Here is a 24,108-nt window from a genome sequence, read left to right on the forward strand (position 1 = left end):
ATTTTTAAAATGTTACACTTAAGCCAATCGTATTGGTTTTCACCTGTGGGTAGTAAGCTCTGGCACCGGCAGGAGCTTCTGGATCTACGCCGTTTCGAAGGCCGGTAAAAGTCAGCAAGTTTTGGCCACTGTAGTAAATTCTCACTTTCGACAATCCAGCAGAATTGGTCATCATTTTAGGCAAAGTATAGCCAAACTGCAGGTTCTTCAAGCGTAAATAGGAACCATCAACAATCCAGAAAGAAGAAGGATAACTGCTGGATGAATTGACATTCCATGAAGAAAGAGGTCGGGGGAAATTCCCGTTTGGATTGGTATCCTTGTCGTAAGAGTCTCTGAAAATATCGGTAGGTTTAGAAGTAAAGCCGTTCAATTCACCTACAAACTCGTTTTGGACGTAACTCTTCACTTGGGCTGCCCCCTGGAATAGAAGCTGAAGATCCAAGCCTTTCCATGAAGCAGACAAAGTGCTTCCAAAGGTCCATGCTGGCATCCAGCTACCTATAAATTCACGGTCTTCGGCATTAATCTTACCATCGTCGTTTACGTCTTTATATTTAATATCGCCCAATGCAGCCTGGCCTCGGTTAATGACAGCACTGTTGTCCAAATCTTCCTGCGTTCTGAATAAGCCCTCAGCAATATAACCACCAAATGAGTTAATCGGGTAGCCTTCCTGCAAGAAACTATAGCCGTTCCAAATCCGGGCACCATCGTTACGAAGGTCAGTAATTTCATTCTTATTATAAGCCGCATTAGCCAGAACATGGAAGTTCCAGTCTCCTTTTTTCAGTTTGTAACCTAACTGAAACTCGACCCCTTTGTTCGTCACCTCCCCCGCATTTTGATAAGGGTCAGTTAATCCAGTAGGTGATGGTACTGGCAATCTTAGTAATACATCAGAAGTAGTCCGGTTGTAAACGTCGGTAGTAAACGTAAGTTTGTTGGAGAAAAGGCCTAAATCGACGCCAATATTAGTGGTGGTTGATTCTTCCCATTTAATATCCGTATTCACACCATCTTTCAAGGTAACACCAGAAACAACAGCTCCTCCTAATCGGTAATCGGCAGCTGACAACACCGATTGGTAAGGATAGTTACCAATGGATTGATTTCCGAGAATACCCCAACCAGCTCTAATTTTTAAGTCCGACACCACATCCTTCACGTTTTCCATAAATGGCTCGTTAATGGCACGCCATGCTCCCGAGAATGAAGGGAAGGTACCCCAACGATTGTCTTTCGAGATGCGAGAACTTCCGTCTTGACGTACATTCGCCTCTACTAAATATTTATCATTGAAGTTGTAAGAGATACGTCCGAAGTATGATCTTAATGAATACTCGTAAGCCGAACCTTCGGCTACCTGACCATCGGCAGAACCGGCATTAACTTCCCATAACTCATTGTTTAAGAATGACTTCCGGTAAGAACTATTCCAGTCGGTACGTGAGCTTTCTTGCGAAAAACCACCCAGTGCCTGAATTGTATGTTTTCCAAACGTTTTTTCATAAGTCACCAACGTTTGCAAACTAACAGTCTGGTAATCTGCCCGAATATCTTTTTGACTGTTTGGTCCTTGGTAAAGCGTCGGCTCACCCGTTTTCCAATTATAAAACTGAATGTCTTTAATGAATTTTTCGTCTGAAGTACCCGTATACTCATATCCCAGGATTTCTTTAATCTTTAATCCTTTGATGGGCTCATAGCTAATATTTCCGATACCGCGTGTCTTCCGGTATTTCTCTTCCCGTATGGCACCCAGATCCATCCAGGCCAAGGGATTACCATCGGCAATATAACCATAGTCTCCGGTTGAGTATTTGTAAGGAACGAAAGGCGCAATCCGATTAATTTGTCGAAATATCTGGTACATATCGCCCGTGTAGGGGTTTGTTGGTTCAGTTGTATTTCCTTGGGTAAACGACATGTTTAAGTTAACCTCAAACTTATTGATTGTCGTGGTTATGTTGGTCCGCCCGTTATAACGCTTAAAGCCTGCATTATCGATAATTCCTCCTTGATCCAAATAACCTAATGAAATCAAGTAAGTGGTGTTATCGCTACCTCCACTGATTTGAGCCCGGTGACTTTGCTGAAAACCACTTTTCTTATAGAATAAGCCAGCCCAATCGGTGTTTGGATAATTGTCGGGATCACTCCCATTCTTGAATTTTTCAATTTCATCCTCTGTGTAAGCAGGCGATTTATTTTCATTAACCAAAGCTTTGTTATACAGCTCGGCATATTCCCAGGAAGGAAGATGTTCAAGAAGTTGCGTTGGTTGTTGCCAGCCAATGTAACCTTCGTATTTCAAGGTTGTTTCTTTGCTATTCCCTTTTTTGGTTGTTACCAAAATCACCCCATTCGAAGCACGTGATCCATAGATGGCTGCTGATGCCGCATCTTTCAAAATAGAGATGGAGGCAATATCGCTGGGATCGATGTCATTGATATTTCCAACAACCATTCCATCCACAACATACATCGGGTTCGAATTATTCAGTGTTCCGATACCACGGATCCGGATACCACCAGCATCTTTACCTGGCTGACCACTCGTTTGAGTAACGGTAGCACCTGGCATAAGTCCTTGTAAAGCTGAAGAAACATTGGTAACAGGCCGGTTTTCCAAGGCATCTGCATTAACAGCAGAAACCGATCCCGTCAGGTTCACTTTTTTCTGAGTACCGTAACCGATAGCCACAACTTCCTCAATACCAATTGCATCTTCAGACAGAGACACATCGATTTGTGTTTTTCCGGCCACAGCTACTTCCTGTGGCTTCATTCCAACAAACGAGAAAACCAGGGTAGCTCCGGCAGGAACTTCAGTAAGCGTATAAAGCCCGTCAAAGTCAGTAACAATACCAATGGTCGTTCCTTTTACCAATACCGTAACGCCGGGTAAGGGTTGCCCGGAAGCATCGGTTACTTTTCCGGAGATTGTTTTCTGCTGCTGCAGGTTCGAGCTTGTACTTCCCGGAGTTAGAACAATATGCCGGTCGTTTACAATTACCTGAACGTTTTTATCTTCAAATAGCTTATTCAGAATAACATCCAGCTTTTCATTGGTAAAAGAAGCATCCACTTTTTTCTGAACATCAATCAACTCACTATTATACAAAAAATACATTCCGCTCTGATCTTCGATCTCCGCCAGAACGTCTTTTATGGTCACATTACTTTTATTCAGCGACAATCTGGTTGACTGCGAATAACTCATGCTTGCAACAACCTGCAAGCTGGTAAAGAGAATTAAAAAAGCTGCATTTCGCATAATAGTAAGAATTTTCCGGTGTGCATTTAAAAATACACCCAATGGTTTTGTCATTTTTTTCATAAATTTATCGTGTTAATTGTTAATAAATTATTTGCCCCTTGCGGGTAAATTCCGAAGGGAAGTGTTCGCAGCACTTCCTTTCTTTGTTTTGGGTTTTGTCATAGGCAACGCCTTTATCTTTTGGTTATAATTATTTTAGATTTAGTGACCGTTTTATCTCCTGGCTTATATTCTGCCTGTTTATATTCAATATTGATTGGGGAGGATAGCTCCAACAGATCGATTACATGTTGGAGTGATTCGTTTTCGAAGGTGGTCGAGAAACGGTATGCCTGAAAATTCTTACCCTGAAGAATAACTTCAACACCATACCAACGTTCCAGTTTCTCGGCAAGTTCATCGATGGAACTTTCATCAAAAACCAACTTGTTTTGATGCCATGCAATGTATTTATCGACACGGACATCGGTAATGGCTAACTCACCAGACCTTTTATTCACTACCAGCCTGTTATTCGGCTTCATTAGGTATTCGCTGGAAATATTATTGTAGCCACTTTCGAAACGAACCGTTCCTTCTTTAAGCACGACTTCTGCAAGCTGATCTTCCGGGTACGACCGGAAATTAAAGCTGGTTCCCAAAACCGTTACCTGAGCCTCGTTCGAAGTAATAAGGAACGGATTATCCTTGTTTTTTGTCACTTCAAAATAAGCTTCTCCCAATAATTCCACTTCCCGGTTTTGACCAATAAAGGGAACCGGAAACTTAATGGTGCTCTCGGCATTTAACCATACGTGTGTGCCATCAGGCAATTCCACTTTTGTGCGACAACCAATAGGACTTGTCACTTCCTGATGAGCAATTAGCGTGCTTCGTACCTGAGGAATCTTCACAAATAAACTCCACAAGGAAAGCAACAGGACGGGGAGAAACAAGACTGCAGCAACCCGCTGAAGTTGACGAAAAATTAAACGATAAGTTTTAGGTTTATTAATTTTTCCAGAGACATTTCCCCAGGCAGTTGTTACATCAACCGCTTTAATTTGGTCGATGATTTTCCCCGCTTCCTCAAGCTGCTGCTCTTCGGTCAATGACTGCCGTTTTCGTATGAAGGCCGTTATTCTGGTATTATTATCATTTTTTTTATGCATCTGGCTCCGATAGATTAGGAATTATTTTCACAAGCATACAATGCTTTTCTACTTTCTTACACTAACAATACAATTGCCACAGCAACTACACGTACGCAGATTTCAAAAAAAAATTGGGGAAAGCAAAAAAAGATTAGAGATTGATGAATCCCAAAAGGGCCAGAAAGCCGATATATTCTTTCAGCTCTACTTTAAGAGTTTTTAAAGCTTTGCTAATTTGAGTTTCAACGGTTCGCTTCGAGATGTTTAATTGCGATGCTATTTCGTCATTTTTCAATCCATTGATCCGGCTCAATATAAAAATTTCACGACATCTATCAGGCAGTGTATCAATAGCCTTCTGTATTTTACCCTGCAATTCAGACGCGATATATAAATCAGGATCATATAACAGATGATCGTCTGATAACTTCTGAATATCACGCAGGTATCGTTCTTCAATTTTCAGACGCTTCAAAACATTGAGACTGCTGTTTTTTACAGAAGAAAACAAATAGGATTTTAAGGAATCAGAAGGTTTTAACGAGGGGTGTCTCTCCCAAAAGCGAACAAAAAAATCCTGCACAATTTCCTCCGCTTTTTCAGCGTCGACTACAAATTGACGAGCATAAACAACTAATCCGGGGTAATAAAACCGGAAAAGCTTCTCAAAAGCTAGCTGGTCGCCCTGAATAAGCCGATTAACCAAAACCCTCTCCTCTACACCATCAATAACTTGCATTGACACAAAAATAAAAGAAAATGGAGTTCTCAATGCAATTCGCGTATTATATCTTCGTCTTATTTATAAATTTTCTGTAATAAAAGACTCTAATTTGCTTAATCATTCGCTCTCGAAGCAACACAAACAGCACATATACAGGAACATGGACGCCTAGCTTACTAAGATAAATTTTTCAGTGCTAAGAAATATGCCAGTGTGTATTTCCTCTCCAGCCATTCGCTAATTCCGTCGCAACGAATCAACATAAACCTGACTATATCGGTCTAATGTATGTTGCTTCCACTTGGGATGTGTCCGCCAAACGGGTTCTGCTAGTTCGTTCTCCCATGCATGAAATTCGTTTAAAAGCTGTTGGGTTAATTCCGGAAATTGCTTGCTCACATCGTTTTGTTCCGAAATGTCATCTTTCAAATTATGTAGCCGAGGCTCACGATCATCAAACCAAATCAATTTCCAATCGCCTTTACGAACTGCCCCATGATAGAATAACCGCCAAAAAAGCTTTTCGTGAGGCTCTCCTTTTTTCTTTCCCAATAAATAGGGCATTAAGTTTACACCATCATACGGCTTATTTTCATCGAGTTTTCCGCCAGCCAAAGCAAGCGCTGTTGGCAAAATATCAAGTGTAATAACCGGCTCATTATAAATTGCTCCTTTCGGAAGAACCCCTTTCCAGTGAGCAACAAAAGGAACATGCACTCCTCCTTCCAGAAAGGTCCCTTTCGTTCCCGAAAAAGGATCATTACAGGATGCATTATAAGGCATCGCTCCCCCGTTGTCGTTAGTAAAGAACACAAGGGTGTTTTCTTCAAGTTCCAATTCTTTCAGTATAGCCGTTACTTTTCCTATATTCTCATCAAGCGAACGGGTCATGGCTGCATTAATCGCTCTTTCATCAGTCTTAAAACGACTTCTTGCTTCTGCTAAATAATCGGGGCGGGCGTGCAATGGCGTATGTGGAGCATTAAACGACAGGTAGAGAAAAAATGGTTGCTCATGATTTTTCCGAATAAACTCGCAGGCTTTATCACCAAATGCATCTGTCAGGTACGGAAGATTTACATAGTCGGCGGGCTCAAAGTTGTTACGTATTCTTCTGGCTGTTCCAGCACGATAGGAACTCCCGCCACCCAGCATGCCAAAAAACTCATCAAAACCTCGGTTGCACGGATGAAAGTGCTCCTTTTCGCCCAAATGCCATTTCCCCACCATGCCGGTATGATACCCCTGCTGCTTTAACACATCTGCAATTGTTTTTTCTTCAACAGGCAAACCAATTAAATTGGGATCGGTATTGGTGTAGTTCTCGCCAATATTTGTTTCATGTCCAAATCGCTGCTGATACCGGCCCGTCATCAAGCCTGCTCTGGACGGGCTGCATACCGGTCCGCTTACATAACCATTTGTAAAAGTAACCCCATTTGCAGCCAAGGCATCAATATGGGGTGTTTTTAGTTGTTGACTGCCCGTAAATCCAAAATCGGCATAGCCAGCATCATCAGCGAACAGAATAATGATATTGGGTTTTGAAGGCAATTCGTCACTCGATGAAACACCTGCCTTACATCCTGAAACTAAAATTGAAAAAGAAGCTAAGGCCAAAACCACGTTATCTGAAAACATAAGCAATAAGTATTTAGTCTAAAGTTCTACCGAAATAGAAAGCTAAACAAGGTTGTTCAATGCAATAATAACGACCGCACCAATCAATAAGGCTATTCCAAGGTTGAGTGTTTTACGTGCTTTTTGCGGAGCTCCGTGCCATTCCCCTCTGAATATTCCCCAGAGATTGCCAATGACAATGGATAGTGACACCAGTAGTGGCCATCCTACAACCAGACCTAAATCACCCAAAATAACAGCTCCATAACCATAGGCATAAAAACTTCCAATCCACATCAATGACATGGCGAAAATTAAGCCCCAATTCATCATCTTGTACTCATTTACAAAGGCCTTCAGTTCTTTACCCCGAATCAGAAGAAACAGGCAATAGCCCATATTCACAATTGCTCCCATGGTGAAAAACAACGACCAGATTACATTTCCGGCGATAGCTTTATCCACGCCATGCTCAACGGCAATGGTCGTAATATCCTGACTAAAGGCAGCGCCCAAATTAGGCAAACACGACGTAAAACCGGAAATAACAGCCAAGATCAAGCCTGTGGTTGTATAGCCCGAGAGTTTTGAACTTTTTTCTTTCTGAGAGGAAGCCCTCGCGCAGTAATAGATTCCGACGACCGAAACCAAAGCTCCCAATAGAACCAACAGTCCTTTAAGCTCTAAAAAGATGGATGCTGAAAAAACTAAAGCCGGAACCAGAGTCCCCGTGATCGCATTGATGCCCATAATAATGGGATAGCCAAGGGCCATCCCCAGCATATCCATCGCTTTGCCAAAAAGGATGGCTCCGATTCCCCATAATAAACCAAAAACAGATACCAGCAACAATAATCGAAACGGGACAGCCGCAATAATTGAAATAATACCGTCGATCGTTAGAAAGGCAATTGCCCAATTAACCAACAACATGGCCAATAACGAAAATGCAAACCAGCTATGTGCCCAAGCCCATTTTCGAGTATAGGTCATGGGTAAAAAGAAAGATCCTTGCAACACGCCTGCAAGAACAACAATGAGTAATCCAGTCAAAAAATTCATGCGATTTAATTAGGTTGTGTTTTTTTATTAAGGCTCTAAAGATAGAATATTAGCTCACGGATTTAATGAACTATATTTCCACATTCATGAACTATATTATCCAAAGACGCAAGAGCAAAAAGCCTGCAGAACAGGGACTCCTCTTATTAGACTACAATTTCAAATTGAAATCCACCTGAGGCTACTTACTTCAGGTGGACTTCGAAAGCTTTCTATTCTCCAAACTCTTCCTGCATTTTCTCAACCTCTTTCAACCCACTTTCCAGTAGCTTTCTTTTTAGCCGTTCGTTTTCTCGTTTCAAATCCTGCAAGGCTCTATCATCCTGATCAAATGTAGAAGTTCCGGTTGAAGTCCTATTTAAGCGTAAGGCCTCCTGCTGGTTATAAACACGTTCCATCGCGGCAGGAATACTTTCAAACACCAATTCGGCTGATACGGGTTGCTGAGCTCCTGCCCATTGCACCTCAGCCACTAACTTTATTTTACCAGCTTTTTTGGTTGATTGAACCAATACAGGAGCTGTTCCCCAACTAATTGGTCGTGGATTAGCCATAATATCAGCGCCTCCCAAAATTCGTCCCTCTCCGTCTATTGAGAATTTCACATTGAAATTGCTCAACCGCTTTATGTTTCCATTTTTATCAGCAATTCCGGCAACAACCGTCACCACATCTGAGCCGTTAGCCACCAGACTGATGTCTTCGTTATCTAACCACAACACTATTTTTTCTGGCTTTCCTGCTGGCTGCACTTTGTGCGTAGCAATGACTTTTCCGTTTATCAGGCCCTCGGCTAACATATATACCTTATCCCGCTGTCCTTTTCTCGAAAGATTTTTCGTATCCATAAAATCGTACACATCCTTAAACGTAATAATTGGAGACGGCATAGCCATTTCTCCTGCTTCCTTTTTATATGTGTGTTGTTTACCATTGCCATAAACAGTTAATCGTACTTCTTCGCAGTTGGAATAAACCACGACATTTTTCCCTGAAAACGGGCTCATTTCGTGAGCGATAAAAACCATCGGACCGGTTTCGGCAATTAAATCAGACTTTACTGGATCCCGCTGCGACATAAATAGGTAGTAGCTGTATTTTGGCTGACGGAAAGCATCCATAATTCCCCCATAAAATGGGACTGGGTGGTAGCCCTGGTTGTGGTCAAAAGCATGCCACATGGTCCCTCCAATATGATGTTTTCCTGCAGCGTACAGCGACTCGAGGCAAGTAAATGGCTTGTATGGAGGATTGGCATAATGCTGAGCCTGTACCAACATGGCTTGCTCTCCCCACGAACGATGAATCCGGCTAGGCGAATTTTGCGAATTCCAGTCATCCACATTATCTCCCCATTCGCGGGTATAGTATGTTTTTGATGAATCAATTTCTGCTACACTGTAAAATGAATTGGTCAATGCAGGATGCGAAAATTGGATTGGGTAAAAATCACTTCCTTTGGCTTTTGGATCGGTAGCCGAATAGTTGCTGTTGGGTCCTGGATATTCTTCATCAACACAGTTTCTTGCTTGCTGGGCAAATTCAAGCGGGTAATGCGTTTCATTTAACACCGGTTCCCACATAATTACTGAAGGATGATTTCGATCGCGCCGTACCATATTGCGGATATCGGAATAAATAAATTCAGCAAATTGAGGGTCTTTATTCCAGAACTGCCAGCCCGGCGTTGGAACGACGACAAAAAGGCCCAACTCATCACAAGCGTCCATAAATGCAGGATCTTGCGGATAATGGCCGTTACGAATAATAGTCATTCCCGCATCTCTCAGTTTCTTTGCATCACGCCAGTGCATGTTGTTTGGCAATGCATTTCCCAATACGGCATGTTCCTGATGCCGGTTAGCTCCAATCAGTTTCTTTTGGTATGGTTTACCATTTAGCCATAATCCATCGGCTCCTTTAAATTCAACGGTACGAACTCCAATACGCTTTTTATAGCCGTCAACAACTTCTCCTTGGTTATTCAGAATACGAACTTTCAACTGGTATAAATAAGGATTGTCGGGAGTCCAACATTTGGGATTGCTAAGGCTGGTTTCACTAAAAAAATGACGAGAAGACGACTTCCTGACTTTGATCAATCTACTTTCCGATAAAACTTTCGCTCCGTCAGCCCGGAACAAATCGTACTGCACCTTGCCTGAGAAGTTCTTTTCAGCTTGATTTCGTATATGCACTTTCAACTTAATCGTAGCCTTTTCATCCGAAATATCATCAAACGAAACAAACAAACCTCCTCCTGCTACTTGATTCTCGTAATTGGGATCGGTAATATACACCTGGTTATGCGCAAGCAACCAACAGTCGCGATAAATTCCACCATAACGACTGAATCCCAACACCGAATGAGCTTTCCCTGGTGGGAACGACGGATCATCACTATTGTCTGCCTTAACAGCAACAACGTTGGGACTCCCCCAGATTAGCTGATCCGTAACATCAACTACCACTGGAAGATATCCTCCATAATGCTTTTGTAAGAGTTGACCATTTATCCAAATTTCAGATTTTCCCATGATCGCTTCGAAATGTAGAAAAATCTTTTTTCCCTTCAGGCTTTCATCAGGAGTAAAGTGTTTACGATACCAAGCCTCTCCCAAGTAGTTAATGGAGCCAGCGGCATCAACCGGTAAGTATTCAAGCCCATGAGGCAACGACACCATTTGCCATTCTTCGTCCTTGCAATTCAGACCTCCTCCATCGTCCATCGAACCTTTATAAAAGCGCCAGGCCACGTTAAAATTGTAAACTTCGCGCCCACTTTGAGCTAACTGAAAAAATCCTGCTGTTGAGAATGAAGGATTCTCTTTAGCATACACAAATTGTAAAAGCAAGCAGAAGGCTGCAAATAGTAATAGTTTTTTCATTTCAGATTCGTATTTATTTCCGTTTTAGCGTTAAATCCTAACCCATAAAGATGACTTTACAGGTGAGGAAATATTAAAATATACTTTAAAAGACTCTAATTATACCCTGGATTCTTAGTCATGTTTGGATTTAAATCAATTTCCGATAGAGGAATTGGCAATTCTACCAATCCTCTTCAATTGATGACAAACGAAAGTTCAAACGACCACTAAATCTCTCACCTACCTTTGAAGGCAACACATAATTTCCCCACCCTAAATCACTGTAGGAAACATGATGCAATATCTTCATAACCACCTCTCCTGTGGCAGCAACAGAACAACGCGCAGCTAATTCGCCGTCTGCAAAAACATATAATCCACACTTATCATTAGTATTGTAAACCTGGTATTCGGTAAGGTTCAGGCGGGTAGTTCTGAAGTCGTTAGTCCCCATTCCCATTTCCGGATCTACTCCACTTTTCTGAAATAGGTAGAAATCTTTTCCGTCCTGCTCCCACTCTTTTTGAGGTTTAACCCGATATTGCTCGGTTGAAAAATTTGAATCGCGAACAGCTGTTCCAACTGGTCGCCCAATGTGATTCTCAGGATATACCGACCACTGTGCATTGCGGTTCCAAGTTATACGGTTCATATCTGAACTCAACAAAAAATTTATCCCTGCTTCGTGTACTGCTTCGGGCATATCTTCAATCGTGTATTTTACTTCCACCTCACCGCTAGCTAGAACCTCAAAAAAATAGGTCACCTTCATGTCATCCATCTGCCCTTTAATGTGAGCCGTAAAACTATTTTTATTGTGTTCATATGCGAAGTTGAATAAACTCCAGTTTTCTTTCAGAGGAATTAATTTGCTTCCCTCGCCCTGATTGACTCCTTTAGCCCAAGAGGGAACAACAACGTTAAAAAAAGGACCTCCTTTGATAATTTCTACTCCATCAATCATCCCTTTCTTTATCAGTCCGCTTTGTTTATCCAAGCAATAGGAGAAACCTTCTCCCGAAACTGTTACATCAGCATCATTTTCCACCACATTCAGAACGCTATTGGGTAAATTTTGGAACTTTTTATCGACCGGTTCTTGAAAAGAGATGCGATACATATCGACCAAGCGCTCACCAAGCCAAAATTTCAATATAGTGCCGTTCTGAGCAAGGTAGGCCGGCACAATCAATTTTCCGCGATGATGAGGAGCAATGTCGGGCATTTCTATCACCTCCGAATTACATTCGAGTTTTAGTTCGCTTAGATTTGTATGATCAAATCGATTGAGGACAGCCATCTGCAATTCGCGTCCCTCCATATTCTTTTCAAACCTGGTACTTTCAAGTTTCACCGGAGTGTGTGCTTTTTTCGTATGCCAAAACTCGGGTTTCTTTCTTCTCCAGGTATCAATAAACCCCCACTGTCCATATCCGACCACCGTATCGGGTAACATAAATATTTCATCAATCATGCCCCAAATGGCTCCACCGAGGCCTCCGTCGGAATCAAAACAGCCAGTCCACATTTTTTCCATGCTCTGCCCCCAAAAGTCGCGAACTCCAGGATCTTCTTTCAAGGTTTGTACGTTGTAACAAGCCACATGTGCCCACTCATCATGAAGTGCCGGCATTCCATCTACACCAAACTTGTGGGTAGATATCCCCATATTATCTCTTAGTTCACCATCGTAATTCACATAGTGCACACTGGCAATATCATATACTTTCTTCTTTGTTGTACCCGGATAACTAAACATGATAGGACGAGTTGTATCATGTGCAACAACATAATCATAGGAAATACCAAAGTTTTCCCCATATCGGTTCTCATTTCCTATGGACCAGATAACTACCGACGGATGGTTACGGTCGTTTTCAATCATTTCAGCCAGCTGCCCCAGGTATCTGTCCGTGTAAGCAGGATCATCCTTACTTTCGTCTTCTTTACTATACGGCTCTGCCTTCCAGGTTTTCACAAAACACACTGCAGTTTCGTCTTCCACATAGATGCCGTATTTGTCACAATATTCCAAAAACTTCCTGCTTGGAGGATAATGAGAAGTGCGGATGTAGTTCATGTTGGCTTCCTTAGCCAGCATGACATCTTTCAAGTCATATTCTTCATTTGTGGTTCTTCCCAGCAATGGATGGATATCGTGACGACATGCCCCCCTGAGCTTAACAGGCATTCCATTGACCAGCATTTTATTACCTTTTACCTCAACTTTCCTAAATCCTATTTTACGCTCAATACTTTCAGTGACCGTTCCTTTTTGTTTCAATTTTATGGTTAAGCTGTATAAGTACGGTTTTTCAGCCGTCCATTTATGGGGATTTTCAATTGGCTGAGCCACCTGAATACTACTGGTGCTCTTTTCTAACTGTTCTGCCTGCTCAAATAACAAAATGTTATCTTCATCGCGTAATTCAAACACTAACTTGCACTTTGCGCTTTTGTTGATTCCTACATTTAGCTTAAGCTTGGCATCTTCATAGTAATTGTCCAGTTCCGTTTCTATCTCCAGCCTACTTACATATATTTCCGGCAAGGCAATTAATTCCACATCTCGAAGAATTCCGCCAATGCAATGTTTAGCATATCCTGAACCAAACGAGATATCATCCACCGGATCCAAGAATGCCACAATTAGTTCTACAGGCTCATCTTGTTTGACAAAAGGGGTTAGGTCGCATTCCCATGATGTGAATCCTCCCCAGTGTTCACGCAAATAGGTTCCATTCACCCACACTTTAGCGTGACTATATACTCCGTTAAATCGCAATACAGTCTTCTTTTCCGCAAACTCAGATGGAATCGTGAACACTTTCTTGTATGCATACCAGGCATCGTGCTCGATCATAAAACCCTGCATAGCAGGCTCCCCAGGAACTTGTATATTCTCCCATTCCTCTAAACTTAACTGCTCTCCACTCGCTATATTCAATTGCTTCCCTGAAAATTGCCAGTGACCGTTTAAACTTACAACAGGTATTTGTACTCCCGTAACTTGGGTAGGCAGTTCGCACAATTGATTGCTATATTTTTCAAAAGAATTGTTTACACTTGTCTCCTGCGAATAGGCTCCTAAAGAGCAATAAACAAAAAGGCAGATTACCAATGCCTGCCTCATAATTTCTAGCTTTATTGATCGAACTTTCATTATTTCTAAATATCTAAATAATACTGTACTCCTAAAAATAAATTTTCTCCCATAATTTTCAAATAACTCAAGAGAGGTGGTTATTTTCAATAGCTTTTGAAATAACCACCTCTTCCTCCCGATTTATCCCTCAATATTTTTAATCTTGGGCTCCGGTATCAGCCTCTTTCAGCCAATTAGGATTTTGATAAATAGGTGAACCATCTACACTTGAATCAGCAGATGATTGTAAAAAATGGGATACAGCAATTGGCTCCAAATAATGAGCTTTATGCCATTTATATCCATTGTAAACACGGTTATTCGTATTCGCTCTGTGAGGTTGTAAATACATACTACCTCCTTCTTCCGGTGGTGAAGAAACATTATTGTCATTGCTAGCCGATCCGTATTTCAAATACGATACTCCATTTTCCTTATACCACTCCTGCATAGTTCCCCAAAGTTTAAATCCTTCAACAATGTACGGAGTCGTTTCTAACTGATCAAAAGAACGCCAACGCTTAAGATCCTCATAACGGAATCCTTCCGAAAAAAGCTCACTCCGTCTTTCTCTTCGAATATTATAGAGTATCTTGTCGTTAAGCATCTGACCGCCTGAGTATGCAGCCCAGTCATTGGCAGCCTCTTGAGAGATATCTGTAGCATCAATTGTTACGGAAGGATCTTCAGGCAAATGAGCCCGAGAGCGCAGCTCCTTCCAATACTCCAATGCATCAACATCCAATGTTCCATTTTTCTCATACGAAGCCTCGATATAGTTTAGATAAGCCTCTGCAGCCCTGAAAACAATATGACCAATACCACTTCCTCCATTTAAGGCATGGGCTGCATCAGGATTCATAAACTTCCTTAGGGCATAGCCTGTAGTCATTCGCCCCTCTCTGCCATTATAGGCTCCAGTTATCCATGGATAATCTTCAATAGGGTTCAATTCGTGGGTGCCATCACCCCGGTTAATCCAAAGGTTATATTGCCCAGGCTCTTTAATAAATAAATACAAACGATTATCTCTATTTTCACGTACTAAACCAATCTCATCATCTTGATAAGTAAGACTACTAGAATAAATCGGTTTCCCATCTTCCATTAGAAAACTTTCAACTGCCGAACGCGTTACGCCAACCTGACCATTGTCTTCTTGAAAACCACGTGAAATTTGATTGGTTACTACTCCTAATTTGAATTCGCGCCAAAGAACCACTTCTGAATAACCAGCCATATCCACATCCCCAAACATCTCAAAATATCGATTTTGACCAATTGGATAGGGCACTGGAGCATTGTCTGGCTGCGGAACACCACCGTCATTCGGAGTTAAAGCATATTTATCAGCAACAATTTTAGCTGATTTCATAGCTTCACCCAGGAAAAAATCAATCTCACTATCAATATTTCCTGAGGGGAACTGAATATCTTCAGATTCACCAGGCCAACCCGTACCTCCCGGAACACGAGCAGTACCTTTATGATACTTGAGCCAAGTTCCTTCATATAAAGCAACCCTAGACCGAAAATGATGAGCAACATCCTTATTTATTTGTGTTTTATTGGCGACGACAGGAGATGCGTCTGCGAGGTATGTCAATGCCGTATCAATATTGGCAAGGATAAAGCGTGCCACCATATTTCGAGGTTGTCTCTTTGTAGCTTCACTTAGTATCTCTTTGTCATCTGGCAATTCGCTAGTAATAATAGGGAAATCACCTAACGCCTGTAGTTTACTAAAATAAACACAAGCCCTGAGAAAATACATTTCTCCGATATGATGCCGTATTGCTACTTCATCTCCAGAGATTTCCCCGGCTTCGTATTTCGGAATTACTCTTTGTAAGAAATAATTGCATTGTCGTATTTCATTGAAAGACCAACTTCCACCAGCTGACGGTACTTTATATTCGCCAGGCACAAAAACATTGCTTGCTCCAGGGGAAGCCTGGTTGTCGGTATTATTATCTACTGGGATCCAGCCATTTGGGTATGAATTTGGGATATACGTGTATTTATCAATTACGTAGGCTGACAAATGACTCACATCAGTTAGGTATGATTCAGGAGTAACTTGGCTTATCGGTTCTTTATCTAAAAGATCATCGCAAGCGCTAAACAGAAAGAGCACAATGCTTAGTCCTGTTATATATTTTATGATTGTTTTCATATGATTCCTTTTTATCAATTTATTAATTTTACAGACTTAAGCTTAAGCCTAAAGAGTATGTCCTAAAAATGGGATATGAATTCCGCTTATCTGTTCTAATCAGTTCAGGATCATAAATCTTAGTTAATCCAGTAAAAGTAAATAGGTTTTCTCCTGATGCATATACTCTCAAATTACTTATTCCTAGCGCATTGGTTAATCCTTTAGGAAGTGTATACCCTACAGTTAAGTTTTTCAATCTCACATAAGAGGCGTCCAAGATATACTTTGTTTGAATTTCTCGGTTCCTATTATCCATCAGTGGTCGTCCATAGTAAGGATCCAGATTCTGTCCCAAGGGGTGATTCTCATCAGCTCTAAAATAATCCAGTTGGTCATCCAAGACTATGACACCCCACTGCCAACCACCTGGGAAAAACATTTGTGAAGATGTTGCATAATCTCTTTTTAAAACTCCTTGAAAGAATGCTCTTACATCAAAGCCCTTATAACTAGCACTCAAGGTAGTTCCCAAACGAAATCTTGGCGTATTGTTACCAATAACTCTACGGTCACCCGGATCATTTAAAGTATTAGCTCCTGAACTAATTTTATTATCTCCATTCAGGTCTTTATACATGACATCGCCTGCGGTCAAGTTTGTTAAGCCAAACTGTCCGCCATCGTTTAATGGTGCTAAATGGGCATCCATTTCCTCTTGGGTCTTAGCAATACCAACTGTTTCATACCCCCATATCTCTCCTAATTTCTGTCCTTCTCTATAAGTTGACAAGCTTTTACTTTCATTGGGGTAGCGGGTAATTTCAGTCTGCGAATCGGACAATACCAGAGAAGCCCCATATTTAAATCGATCCCCTCTTATATCCAAACCATCGTTCCACACTACGGATAACTCCCAACCATAAGTTTTTAAGTCTGTATTATTTTGTTTTGGAACTGCTGTTCCCAGGGTATTTGGAAGCTCTGGTGCTGGACCGACCATATCTAAGGTATTACGCACGAAATAATCAAACGAACCGCTCAACCGACTGTTTAATAAAGCAAAATCTAATCCGTAGTTATAAGACTCTACCTTTTCCCACGTAAGACTACTACTAATCAAGCCAGGAGCATAAGTAGTGTTGGGTTGACTACCTGAAACTAACCATCCTCCATCTTGAACACCAACAGGCTGCGTTAAATATGTTGGATACCACACATCGGTATTTTGATTACCCAGCGAACCATAAGAAGCCCTGACCTTTAACTGATCCACAATATCAACATTCCAAAATTTCTCATTGGCAACATTCCAGCCTAAAGAAAAAGAAGGCACCAACAACCATCGACTACCTTGTCTGAAGCGAGAAGAACCATCATATCGGAGATTGGCTTCAAAAAGATAACGATTGTCATAGTTATAATTAAGGCGTCCAAAAAAGCCACCAACAGCCCAGTCATAATAATTACCATCTAATGAAGGAGGTATTTCTTCTCCTCGGGAGTTTATACCAGTAGTCGTACTAATAGACTGAACATCTGGAGAGATGCTCCCCGTGCGCTGCGCCATTAAGTCTCGCTGAGAGAAATTTTCGAACTGCCCTCCAGCCATCAATTTAAACTTGTGAGCTTTGATTTCTAACTCATAGTCAGAGTATACATCAAGGTTGTAATAGTCTGATTTAAAAGCATACTCATTTACATTACTTTCAGTTCCTCCACTTCCATAATAAGGATTCCCGTTTTTATCATAGTTATAAAAAGGCTTTTGATACCACTGCCTAAATTGATTCGATGACTTGTAGCTACCACTACCTACAATCTGCCATCCTTCAAGTGGTTTAAGTGTAAACTTTAATTGATGCGTATTTACATCTACAATTTCATTATGCTCACCACCATCTCTCAATTTCAAGATCGGACTTGCTGCATTATCAAACAGTTTTCCATTGTCATCATAAATCGGCATCGTAGGCCATCCCTGGCGTAAAATATTATCCCAAATACCATCATTCAAAAAAGTAGGACGCTGGTAATCTTTTCTTGAAAAACGGTTAATAAACTCCACATCAAGATAAGAAGTCAGAGACGCATTTATTTTACCGGTAATATTATACCGCTGATAATTATCAGTGTTAATTTTAAGAAGTCCTTCCTCCTCAATAAATCCCCCTGAGATATAATACTGCATCTGTTCGCTACCTCCCTTTATGCTGAGGTTATGCTCTTGAGAAAACGATTGATCATCAAAAACACCTTTTAACCAGTTACTATTGGCATGGCCTGCATTATAACCATTTACCCAACGACCTTGGCTATTGGCAAGCATAGGTACATCTTCGCCATTCTTGTATCTTATAATTCGATCCAACCACTCGGAACTAAAGTAGGGCGCATTCCCGCTATTAACACTATTGTCATTAAGGACATAAGCAAAAGTTTCAGAGTCTGAAACACTGGGCCAATGGTTAGGCGAACCGCTCCTAAAACTATTATTATAATTGACCTCAACCTTTCCTTTTTCTCCTTTTTTTGTAGTAATCAGAATTACCCCAAAAGGAGCCCGGGAGCCATAAATAGAAGATGATGCGGCATCTTTCAAAACCGAAATATTTTCAATGTCCTGTGGATTAATCAAAGATAAGTCCCCTTCTACTCCATCAATCAAAACCAACGGAGAACCATTGGATCCTTCTCCCAAGGTGGTTACTCCCCGAATATTAATCGAGGCTGTTTCTCCAATATTCCCAGAACTCCTTGTTATGTTTAGTCCTGGGGCTACTCCCTGCAACATGTCCACAGCATCTTTTGCCGGACGCTCTGCAAGTGCCTCGCTTTTAATAACTGCAACTGAACCTGTTAGGTTTTCCTTTTTTTGAACGCCGTAACCAATAGCTACAACTTCCCCAAGCCCAATAGCATCATTCTCCAAACTTACATTGATTACCTTGTTCGTTCCAATTGGTATTTCCTGTGTTTTCATACCAACAAATGAGAATACAATCACTTTATCTTCTTCTGGACTTACTTCCAGAGAATAATTACCATCAAAATCAGTAATCGTTCCAGTTGTTGTCCCTTTTATAAAAACAGATACCCCCGGCAATGAAGTGCCAGTCTCTGCTTCGGTAACATTTCCTGACAATGTTACCGATTGTGCCCTCAGAAAACTGGTTCCAGCTAAAAGTACCAAGAAGGCCAACAGTACTTTCCGAACCATTTTGCTCATCAATTCATAATTTTTCATACGTTTGAACGTTAAAGTTTAAAAATAGCCACTATGGGCTGTTAACATACCTGCATGATGTTGGTAGCATCATGTTTATTGCCAGCAAATGCGCAAACACTTGCCGATTTTTTTATTCTTAGTTTGATTAGAATTCAGTTGGTTTTATGCTTGATAAATATAAAGGCTTTCCACCATCTATCGATGAACTATATTGCCGTACTTATGAACGATATTGTCCGAATACGATCCCTACGGGAATATATACTTTAATGATGACATGGCTGCGCTCCACTTTTCAACCTATTACATCGTTTGGGGTCCAAGCATTTTGCCATGCCTAGCAAACAAAAAACTCATTGTTGTCTTGTCGAAGTTTGGCTTCAAAACAAGATTCAACAATGAGTTTTTTATATAGTAAATCCCAAAAATCGTGGCTTTCAAGCAAATAATCGAGACTCTGGTTTAATTTTTAAATACCAGAATAATTCTCTTATTAATTTATATAAGATCAAAAGAATATCGATTATAGTTTACCGACGACATAAATCTCAGCTAAAGAAACATATGGAGGGGCATTTGATTCCGTGACATTAATTTTTATATACCTCATACGTTTACCATCAGTCAGTTCAACCAGTTCCTTTTGATTGGCACCATCCGAAGAATAGTTAAGCGTTCCGAATTCTTCCCAGTTAACATTATCAGTACTTCCTTCCAGAACAACGGTTTTTGTATGATTATTTGAACTTCTTCGAAAAAGGTCAACCTGAGTAACATTAAACTCATTTTTCATATCAATCGTAATGTGGTGAGGTATTTGTCCGGTTCCACCATCCCATTGACTTTGCCAATAAGAATCCTTACTACCATCAATAATATTAGCAGTTGGACCATTACCTCCACCCTCATTGGCTGCTTGTTCTTCAGTCGAGAAATCGATGATTTCCCAAGATGATTTATCAAGCTCAAAAGCAATATCAGTAAGATATTCGAGGCTTATTTCTTCAACATCACAGAAAAAAGTGTCAATGGCCATTTCGCTAGGGACATAGCCACTAGCATACTTAATTGGAACATATAAATCGGCATCTTCAATAAGAAGCTCCGATTGATCCGGAGGAATAACTAAGTTCTTTTTGGCACCATCCACTGATTGATATTCAAAGTTCATAGTAGCCAGATTGCCTGCTGCCGGAGCAAAAGTTATCACTGCTCCACCGGAAATATTAGGCAGTATCTTTTGAATGGACCTGTTTTCCAGATAGCTTCGGTATTTCTCTCCATAAACCTTGGCATCAACGCTTGTCGAAATAGAGGTATTCCCTTCCTGGTTCTTTGAAGTAAACTCAAGCAAGTACTGTCCCTCATCAATTGGAATCTCTGCCATGAAAGAATCAGGCGACTGGCTATAGTCGTATGCAAAGGTCTCAATGTGTTCAGAATTGTCCGCATTTTTCCATTTCACGATGATGCTATTTACTTGTAAAGCATTTTTCAGATACCCCTTCAACTTCACCCGATTATTTCCAGGAAACAGATACACACTGTCTACTTTTACACTGTAGATGGTCTCTCCATCCTGGACATATTCACTATGCGTATCCATCATATCTTCGCAGCCAAAAAACATGGCAAAGGCGAAAACGGAGATCAGCAATAAATATTTATTTTTTTTCATAATAATTCCAATTTATAATTCAACTCCATAAAAGTCCATTTCAGACCAGTTTACCCAACCTGTATTCCCCCAATTGGAAAGTACACCGATGCGGAAATATCTCATCTCTCCTAAATCCATGGGCATATCAAAATTATGCCCATCCAGAGCTGCGTCAATGTCTTCCTGAGAAACATCGCTACCTGCTAAACCTGACGGCTTAACAATTTCATGATTTCCAATGAGCGTCCAATAATTTGTCCAATCCTGCAAGCCATCGCCGTCAAGGTCCTCGGTTATTTCTTCACTCATAACAGGAGCTTCGGAACGACCATATACATACCATGTTTTGGGATTTCCATACGAATACAAATAGCTGTTTCCATTCCGACGTTGTTGCATTACATAGCGTGATAGCTTATACGTTTTTCCCAAATCAATCGTGATATGCCTTGGATACGGTGTTTGGTAGGAGATCACACAACTTCCAAATGCAACATTGCCATCAATAAGAGAACTGGGCAATCCTTCCCACCAATTCCATTTATCGTCAACAGGGTTGTCCCCGTATTCAAATACACTCATCAGCGACTTATCCAACTCTTCTTCTTTTAAAGGAGTTATAATTGACTCCGGCTTAACCAGCTCTGTCTCATTCCCGTAATTATCTCTGATGATCACTGCAAATTCGCGCGGCGTATCCGGAAACCCTCTGGAAATATACTGCCATTCTTTTTGAGACGTATTGAGGATACGGGTTGCAACAAGTTCTCCTGGCTCCTCTCCTTCTGTCGTAATCGTATCTGCCATAAAAAAGAAAGTAATGGGCTCCTCTTCAGGATTTTCCCAGTTATATAGCGCTCCACCAAAAGCCTCAGTAATCTGCATGCTATTTTTCACTTTTTGCAATGGTGATACCTCAGGTTGTATTTTTACTGTAACGGGTTCTGATTCATTATCACTTCGGTCAATACAGGTTAGGCTCACATTATATTCCTGCGAATTATCTATCCCATTGAATCCTTTCACAACCAATGACTTTTCATACATGGAAGATTTGACCTCCATTACTTTTCCATTGTCGATAGTATAAGTTGCTTTCACATAAAGCAAGTCATTGTCATTAGGGATCGTATATGCAATCTCTGCTCCACCCGAAATGTTTTTCACAGTAATATCGGTCACCACTCCAGGTGCCTCCATATCGCCAGATATAGGCTCCAGTGATTTCTCTTCGCATCCAACTAAGGCGACAAAGAGCAAGATATAGTTCATTATTTTTTTCATAATACGTACTCTTTAATGTTAATAATTATAAGCCTACCAACCATAATTTTGAACCAAATTGGGGTTCTTTGTTATTTCGCTCTCAGCAATTGGAAAGAAATAGTTTTTAGTGGTAAAAGTTGGATAATAAAGCGTTTGTGGCTGGTAATACTTTTCTGGTGTCGACTCCTGTGGATTCCATGCCTGAACCGGAACATTACAATAATCTTCAGCTTCTAACCAACGACGTAAATCCCAAAACCGGCTGCCTTCAAAAGCCATTTCAATCAGGCGTTCGCGATGTAATATTTCGCGTAGACCCTCCTTTGTGCTTGGTTTATCCGGGTTAACGCTATAAGCTTGCCATGCTTCATCCACTCCTTTTAGTCCGGCACGTTCTCTTACTTTATCAATCCATACTTTTGATTCATCCAGTTGATTTGATTCCAGAAGTGCTTCGGCATACAACAAATATAAGTCGGCCAGCCTTAGTGCGGGAAAAGCATATCCTGTATAGTGCCAAAATTGCCCGGCCTCACCCGATTCGATGCTAACTAATTTATGCGGCCAGTAACCAAATGGACAATACTTGTGCGCATATCCGGCAGTAGTATATCCACCCTGTAAATGATCGATATAATCAAGATTCTGATTTTTATCATTTGAGAACGTACGTTGATGTCCATACACCAAGGCTCCGTCAAAAATCAAATCGGAGTAGAAGCGTGGTTCCCTATTAAAATTTCTTTTCACCGTTCGTTTACCCAGTTTTAAATGAAACCGATGGTCATCATCTGCTGGTATTACTTGATTCAAATTCTCATTTTGCCATTCTGTATCCTCATTAACCGGAACACCATTTTTGGTATAATACATCAAGGAAATCTTTAATGGCACACCATAGTTTCCATTAGAATGATAATCGAGCTGGCTGAAATACTGAGGCATAGCATCGCCCTGCAATCCAGTAACAATACTATTGGTATGACTCCATACAACTTCCTTATTGTCATCTCTTTTGGTTACCCTATAGCCCAATACGACTTTCTGCCGCGTAGAATCAGAAACATTACCACTTTCATCGAAATCATCGATTTGCAACAACCGATGCCCATTTTGCTCTGCTAATGCAATAGCTTCTTCACAAGCGACTAAAGCATTTGCCCACTTCTGGCTTGCAACAGCAGCATCGTCACTTGGGAAAAGTAAAGTGCCATCATTATTTTGAATCTGAAAGCCTGACTCCCCATTATACAACGGACTTGCTGCAGTTACCAATACTTTCGCTTTAACAGCCGCAGCAATGGTAGAAGTAATACGTCCGTGCTCAAGCGTGCTGTTCTCATTAAACTCCGGCAAGTCGGCTATCGCTTCATCCAATAATTCCACGACGTAGTTGAAACATTCATCAAGAGGATCTCTGGACATTTTCAAATTTTCGATAGACTCATTAATAGAGATATTGTCGCGAATAATATGAATAGGACCATACATGCGTGTCAAGTAAAAGTGCAGGTAAGCCTTGATAAATTTAGCCTCTGCTTTCCAGGTTTTCTTTTCCCGCTCAGTCATATCAGAAACCTCATCAATACGTTCAATCAGGGTATTGCAATCCCGGATACCAACATACATTGGCTGGCCTCCATTCCATCCATTCCAATAATTAAATAGTGGATTGACAATACTCTGATAGCCATTGGCCAGTAATACTCCTCTTTGATTTTCATGGTACAAGGCCTTACTTACCTCATCACTCCCCAGCAAAGCTGGATTTTGATTAATATCGCCAATCTTAGGCAAGTATGAGTAGCAGCTAAACAGGTATTTTTCGGCATTAAACTTATCTGTAAATGCATTGTCAATTGTTGCCACATTATCCGGAACGATATCCAGGTAATTACAAGAGGCTAATAAAGACAACAAGACAATATATATGCGTAACTTCATCATTTCTTTACGTTTTA

Annotated in this window: 13 protein-coding genes; all 13 read right to left on the bottom strand. The window is 40.9% G+C overall.

All coding sequences use genetic code 11. The features are described from left to right. Positions 1 to 4: 4 nt before the first annotated feature. The 13 genes from ACUNWA_RS05495 to ACUNWA_RS05555 all read right to left on the bottom strand — a co-directional run bounded on the left by ACUNWA_RS05495 (position 5) and on the right by ACUNWA_RS05555 (position 24,094). Positions 5 to 3,343, bottom strand: coding sequence for a SusC/RagA family TonB-linked outer membrane protein (locus ACUNWA_RS05495; protein WP_445590884.1), 3,339 nt, complete (start codon positions 3,341 to 3,343; stop codon positions 5 to 7). Between the two features lie 113 nt (positions 3,344 to 3,456). Further along, positions 3,457 to 4,434, bottom strand: coding sequence for a FecR family protein (locus ACUNWA_RS05500; RefSeq protein WP_445590885.1), 978 nt, complete (start codon positions 4,432 to 4,434; stop codon positions 3,457 to 3,459). A 133-nt stretch (positions 4,435 to 4,567) separates the two neighbouring features. Next, a complete protein-coding gene (locus ACUNWA_RS05505; protein ID WP_445590886.1) occupies positions 4,568 to 5,155 on the bottom strand; it encodes an RNA polymerase sigma-70 factor in 588 nt (195 codons plus the stop codon). Positions 5,156 to 5,377: 222 nt separating this feature from the next. After that, entirely contained in the window at positions 5,378 to 6,781 is a 1,404-nt protein-coding gene (locus ACUNWA_RS05510) for a sulfatase (RefSeq protein ID WP_445590887.1), read from the bottom strand. Between the two features lie 42 nt (positions 6,782 to 6,823). Further along, on the bottom strand, positions 6,824 to 7,822 hold the full coding sequence (locus ACUNWA_RS05515) for an L-rhamnose/proton symporter RhaT (protein ID WP_445590888.1): 999 nt from the start codon (positions 7,820 to 7,822) through the stop codon (positions 6,824 to 6,826). Positions 7,823 to 8,034: 212 nt separating this feature from the next. Further along, positions 8,035 to 10,710, bottom strand: coding sequence for a glycoside hydrolase family 2 TIM barrel-domain containing protein (locus ACUNWA_RS05520; protein WP_445590889.1), 2,676 nt, complete (start codon positions 10,708 to 10,710; stop codon positions 8,035 to 8,037). Between the two features lie 95 nt (positions 10,711 to 10,805). Next, positions 10,806 to 10,880 (bottom strand): RagB/SusD family nutrient uptake outer membrane protein, encoded by a 75-nt coding sequence (locus ACUNWA_RS05525; protein WP_445590963.1) that lies wholly within the window; start codon positions 10,878 to 10,880, stop codon positions 10,806 to 10,808. Then, entirely contained in the window at positions 10,874 to 13,825 is a 2,952-nt protein-coding gene (locus ACUNWA_RS05530) for a glycoside hydrolase family 2 protein (RefSeq protein WP_445590890.1), read from the bottom strand. Before ACUNWA_RS05530 ends, ACUNWA_RS05525 begins: the two co-directional genes overlap by 7 nt. 169 nt (positions 13,826 to 13,994) lie before the next feature. After that, positions 13,995 to 16,013 (bottom strand): RagB/SusD family nutrient uptake outer membrane protein, encoded by a 2,019-nt coding sequence (locus ACUNWA_RS05535; RefSeq protein ID WP_445590891.1) that lies wholly within the window; start codon positions 16,011 to 16,013, stop codon positions 13,995 to 13,997. Positions 16,014 to 16,041: 28 nt separating this feature from the next. Then, complete coding sequence (locus ACUNWA_RS05540) at positions 16,042 to 19,239, bottom strand: SusC/RagA family TonB-linked outer membrane protein (protein ID WP_445590892.1); 3,198 nt, start codon at positions 19,237 to 19,239, stop codon at positions 16,042 to 16,044. 505 nt (positions 19,240 to 19,744) lie between these two features. After that, complete coding sequence (locus ACUNWA_RS05545) at positions 19,745 to 20,899, bottom strand: DUF4998 domain-containing protein (RefSeq protein WP_445590893.1); 1,155 nt, start codon at positions 20,897 to 20,899, stop codon at positions 19,745 to 19,747. Between the two features lie 12 nt (positions 20,900 to 20,911). Next, complete coding sequence (locus ACUNWA_RS05550; protein ID WP_445590894.1) at positions 20,912 to 22,165, bottom strand: DUF4959 domain-containing protein; 1,254 nt, start codon at positions 22,163 to 22,165, stop codon at positions 20,912 to 20,914. A gap of 33 nt (positions 22,166 to 22,198) precedes the next feature. Continuing rightward, the gene (locus tag ACUNWA_RS05555; protein WP_445590895.1) at positions 22,199 to 24,094 is read right to left on the bottom strand and encodes a RagB/SusD family nutrient uptake outer membrane protein; all 1,896 of its coding nucleotides are present in this window, start codon (positions 24,092 to 24,094) and stop codon (positions 22,199 to 22,201) included. Positions 24,095 to 24,108: the final 14 nt, after the last annotated feature.

It is taken from the genome of Sunxiuqinia sp. sy24, from assembly GCF_052677165.1.

Excerpts from the sequence above, each read along its gene's own strand:
- ACUNWA_RS05530 (WP_445590890.1), bottom strand. The coding sequence starts at position 13,825 with ATGAGGCAGGCATTGGTAATCTGCCTTTTTGTTTATTGCTCTTTAGGA.
- ACUNWA_RS05500 (WP_445590885.1), bottom strand. The coding sequence starts at position 4,434 with ATGCATAAAAAAAATGATAATAATACCAGAATAACGGCCTTCATACGA.
- ACUNWA_RS05515 (WP_445590888.1), bottom strand. The coding sequence starts at position 7,822 with ATGAATTTTTTGACTGGATTACTCATTGTTGTTCTTGCAGGCGTGTTG.
- ACUNWA_RS05540 (WP_445590892.1), bottom strand. The coding sequence starts at position 19,239 with ATGAAAAATTATGAATTGATGAGCAAAATGGTTCGGAAAGTACTGTTG.
- ACUNWA_RS05535 (WP_445590891.1), bottom strand. The coding sequence starts at position 16,013 with ATGAAAACAATCATAAAATATATAACAGGACTAAGCATTGTGCTCTTT.
- ACUNWA_RS05495 (WP_445590884.1), bottom strand. The coding sequence starts at position 3,343 with ATGAAAAAAATGACAAAACCATTGGGTGTATTTTTAAATGCACACCGG.
- ACUNWA_RS05550 (WP_445590894.1), bottom strand. The coding sequence starts at position 22,165 with ATGAAAAAAATAATGAACTATATCTTGCTCTTTGTCGCCTTAGTTGGA.
- ACUNWA_RS05510 (WP_445590887.1), bottom strand. The coding sequence starts at position 6,781 with ATGTTTTCAGATAACGTGGTTTTGGCCTTAGCTTCTTTTTCAATTTTA.
- ACUNWA_RS05520 (WP_445590889.1), bottom strand. The coding sequence starts at position 10,710 with ATGAAAAAACTATTACTATTTGCAGCCTTCTGCTTGCTTTTACAATTT.
- ACUNWA_RS05555 (WP_445590895.1), bottom strand. The coding sequence starts at position 24,094 with ATGATGAAGTTACGCATATATATTGTCTTGTTGTCTTTATTAGCCTCT.
- ACUNWA_RS05505 (WP_445590886.1), bottom strand. The coding sequence starts at position 5,155 with ATGCAAGTTATTGATGGTGTAGAGGAGAGGGTTTTGGTTAATCGGCTT.
- ACUNWA_RS05545 (WP_445590893.1), bottom strand. The coding sequence starts at position 20,899 with ATGAAAAAAAATAAATATTTATTGCTGATCTCCGTTTTCGCCTTTGCC.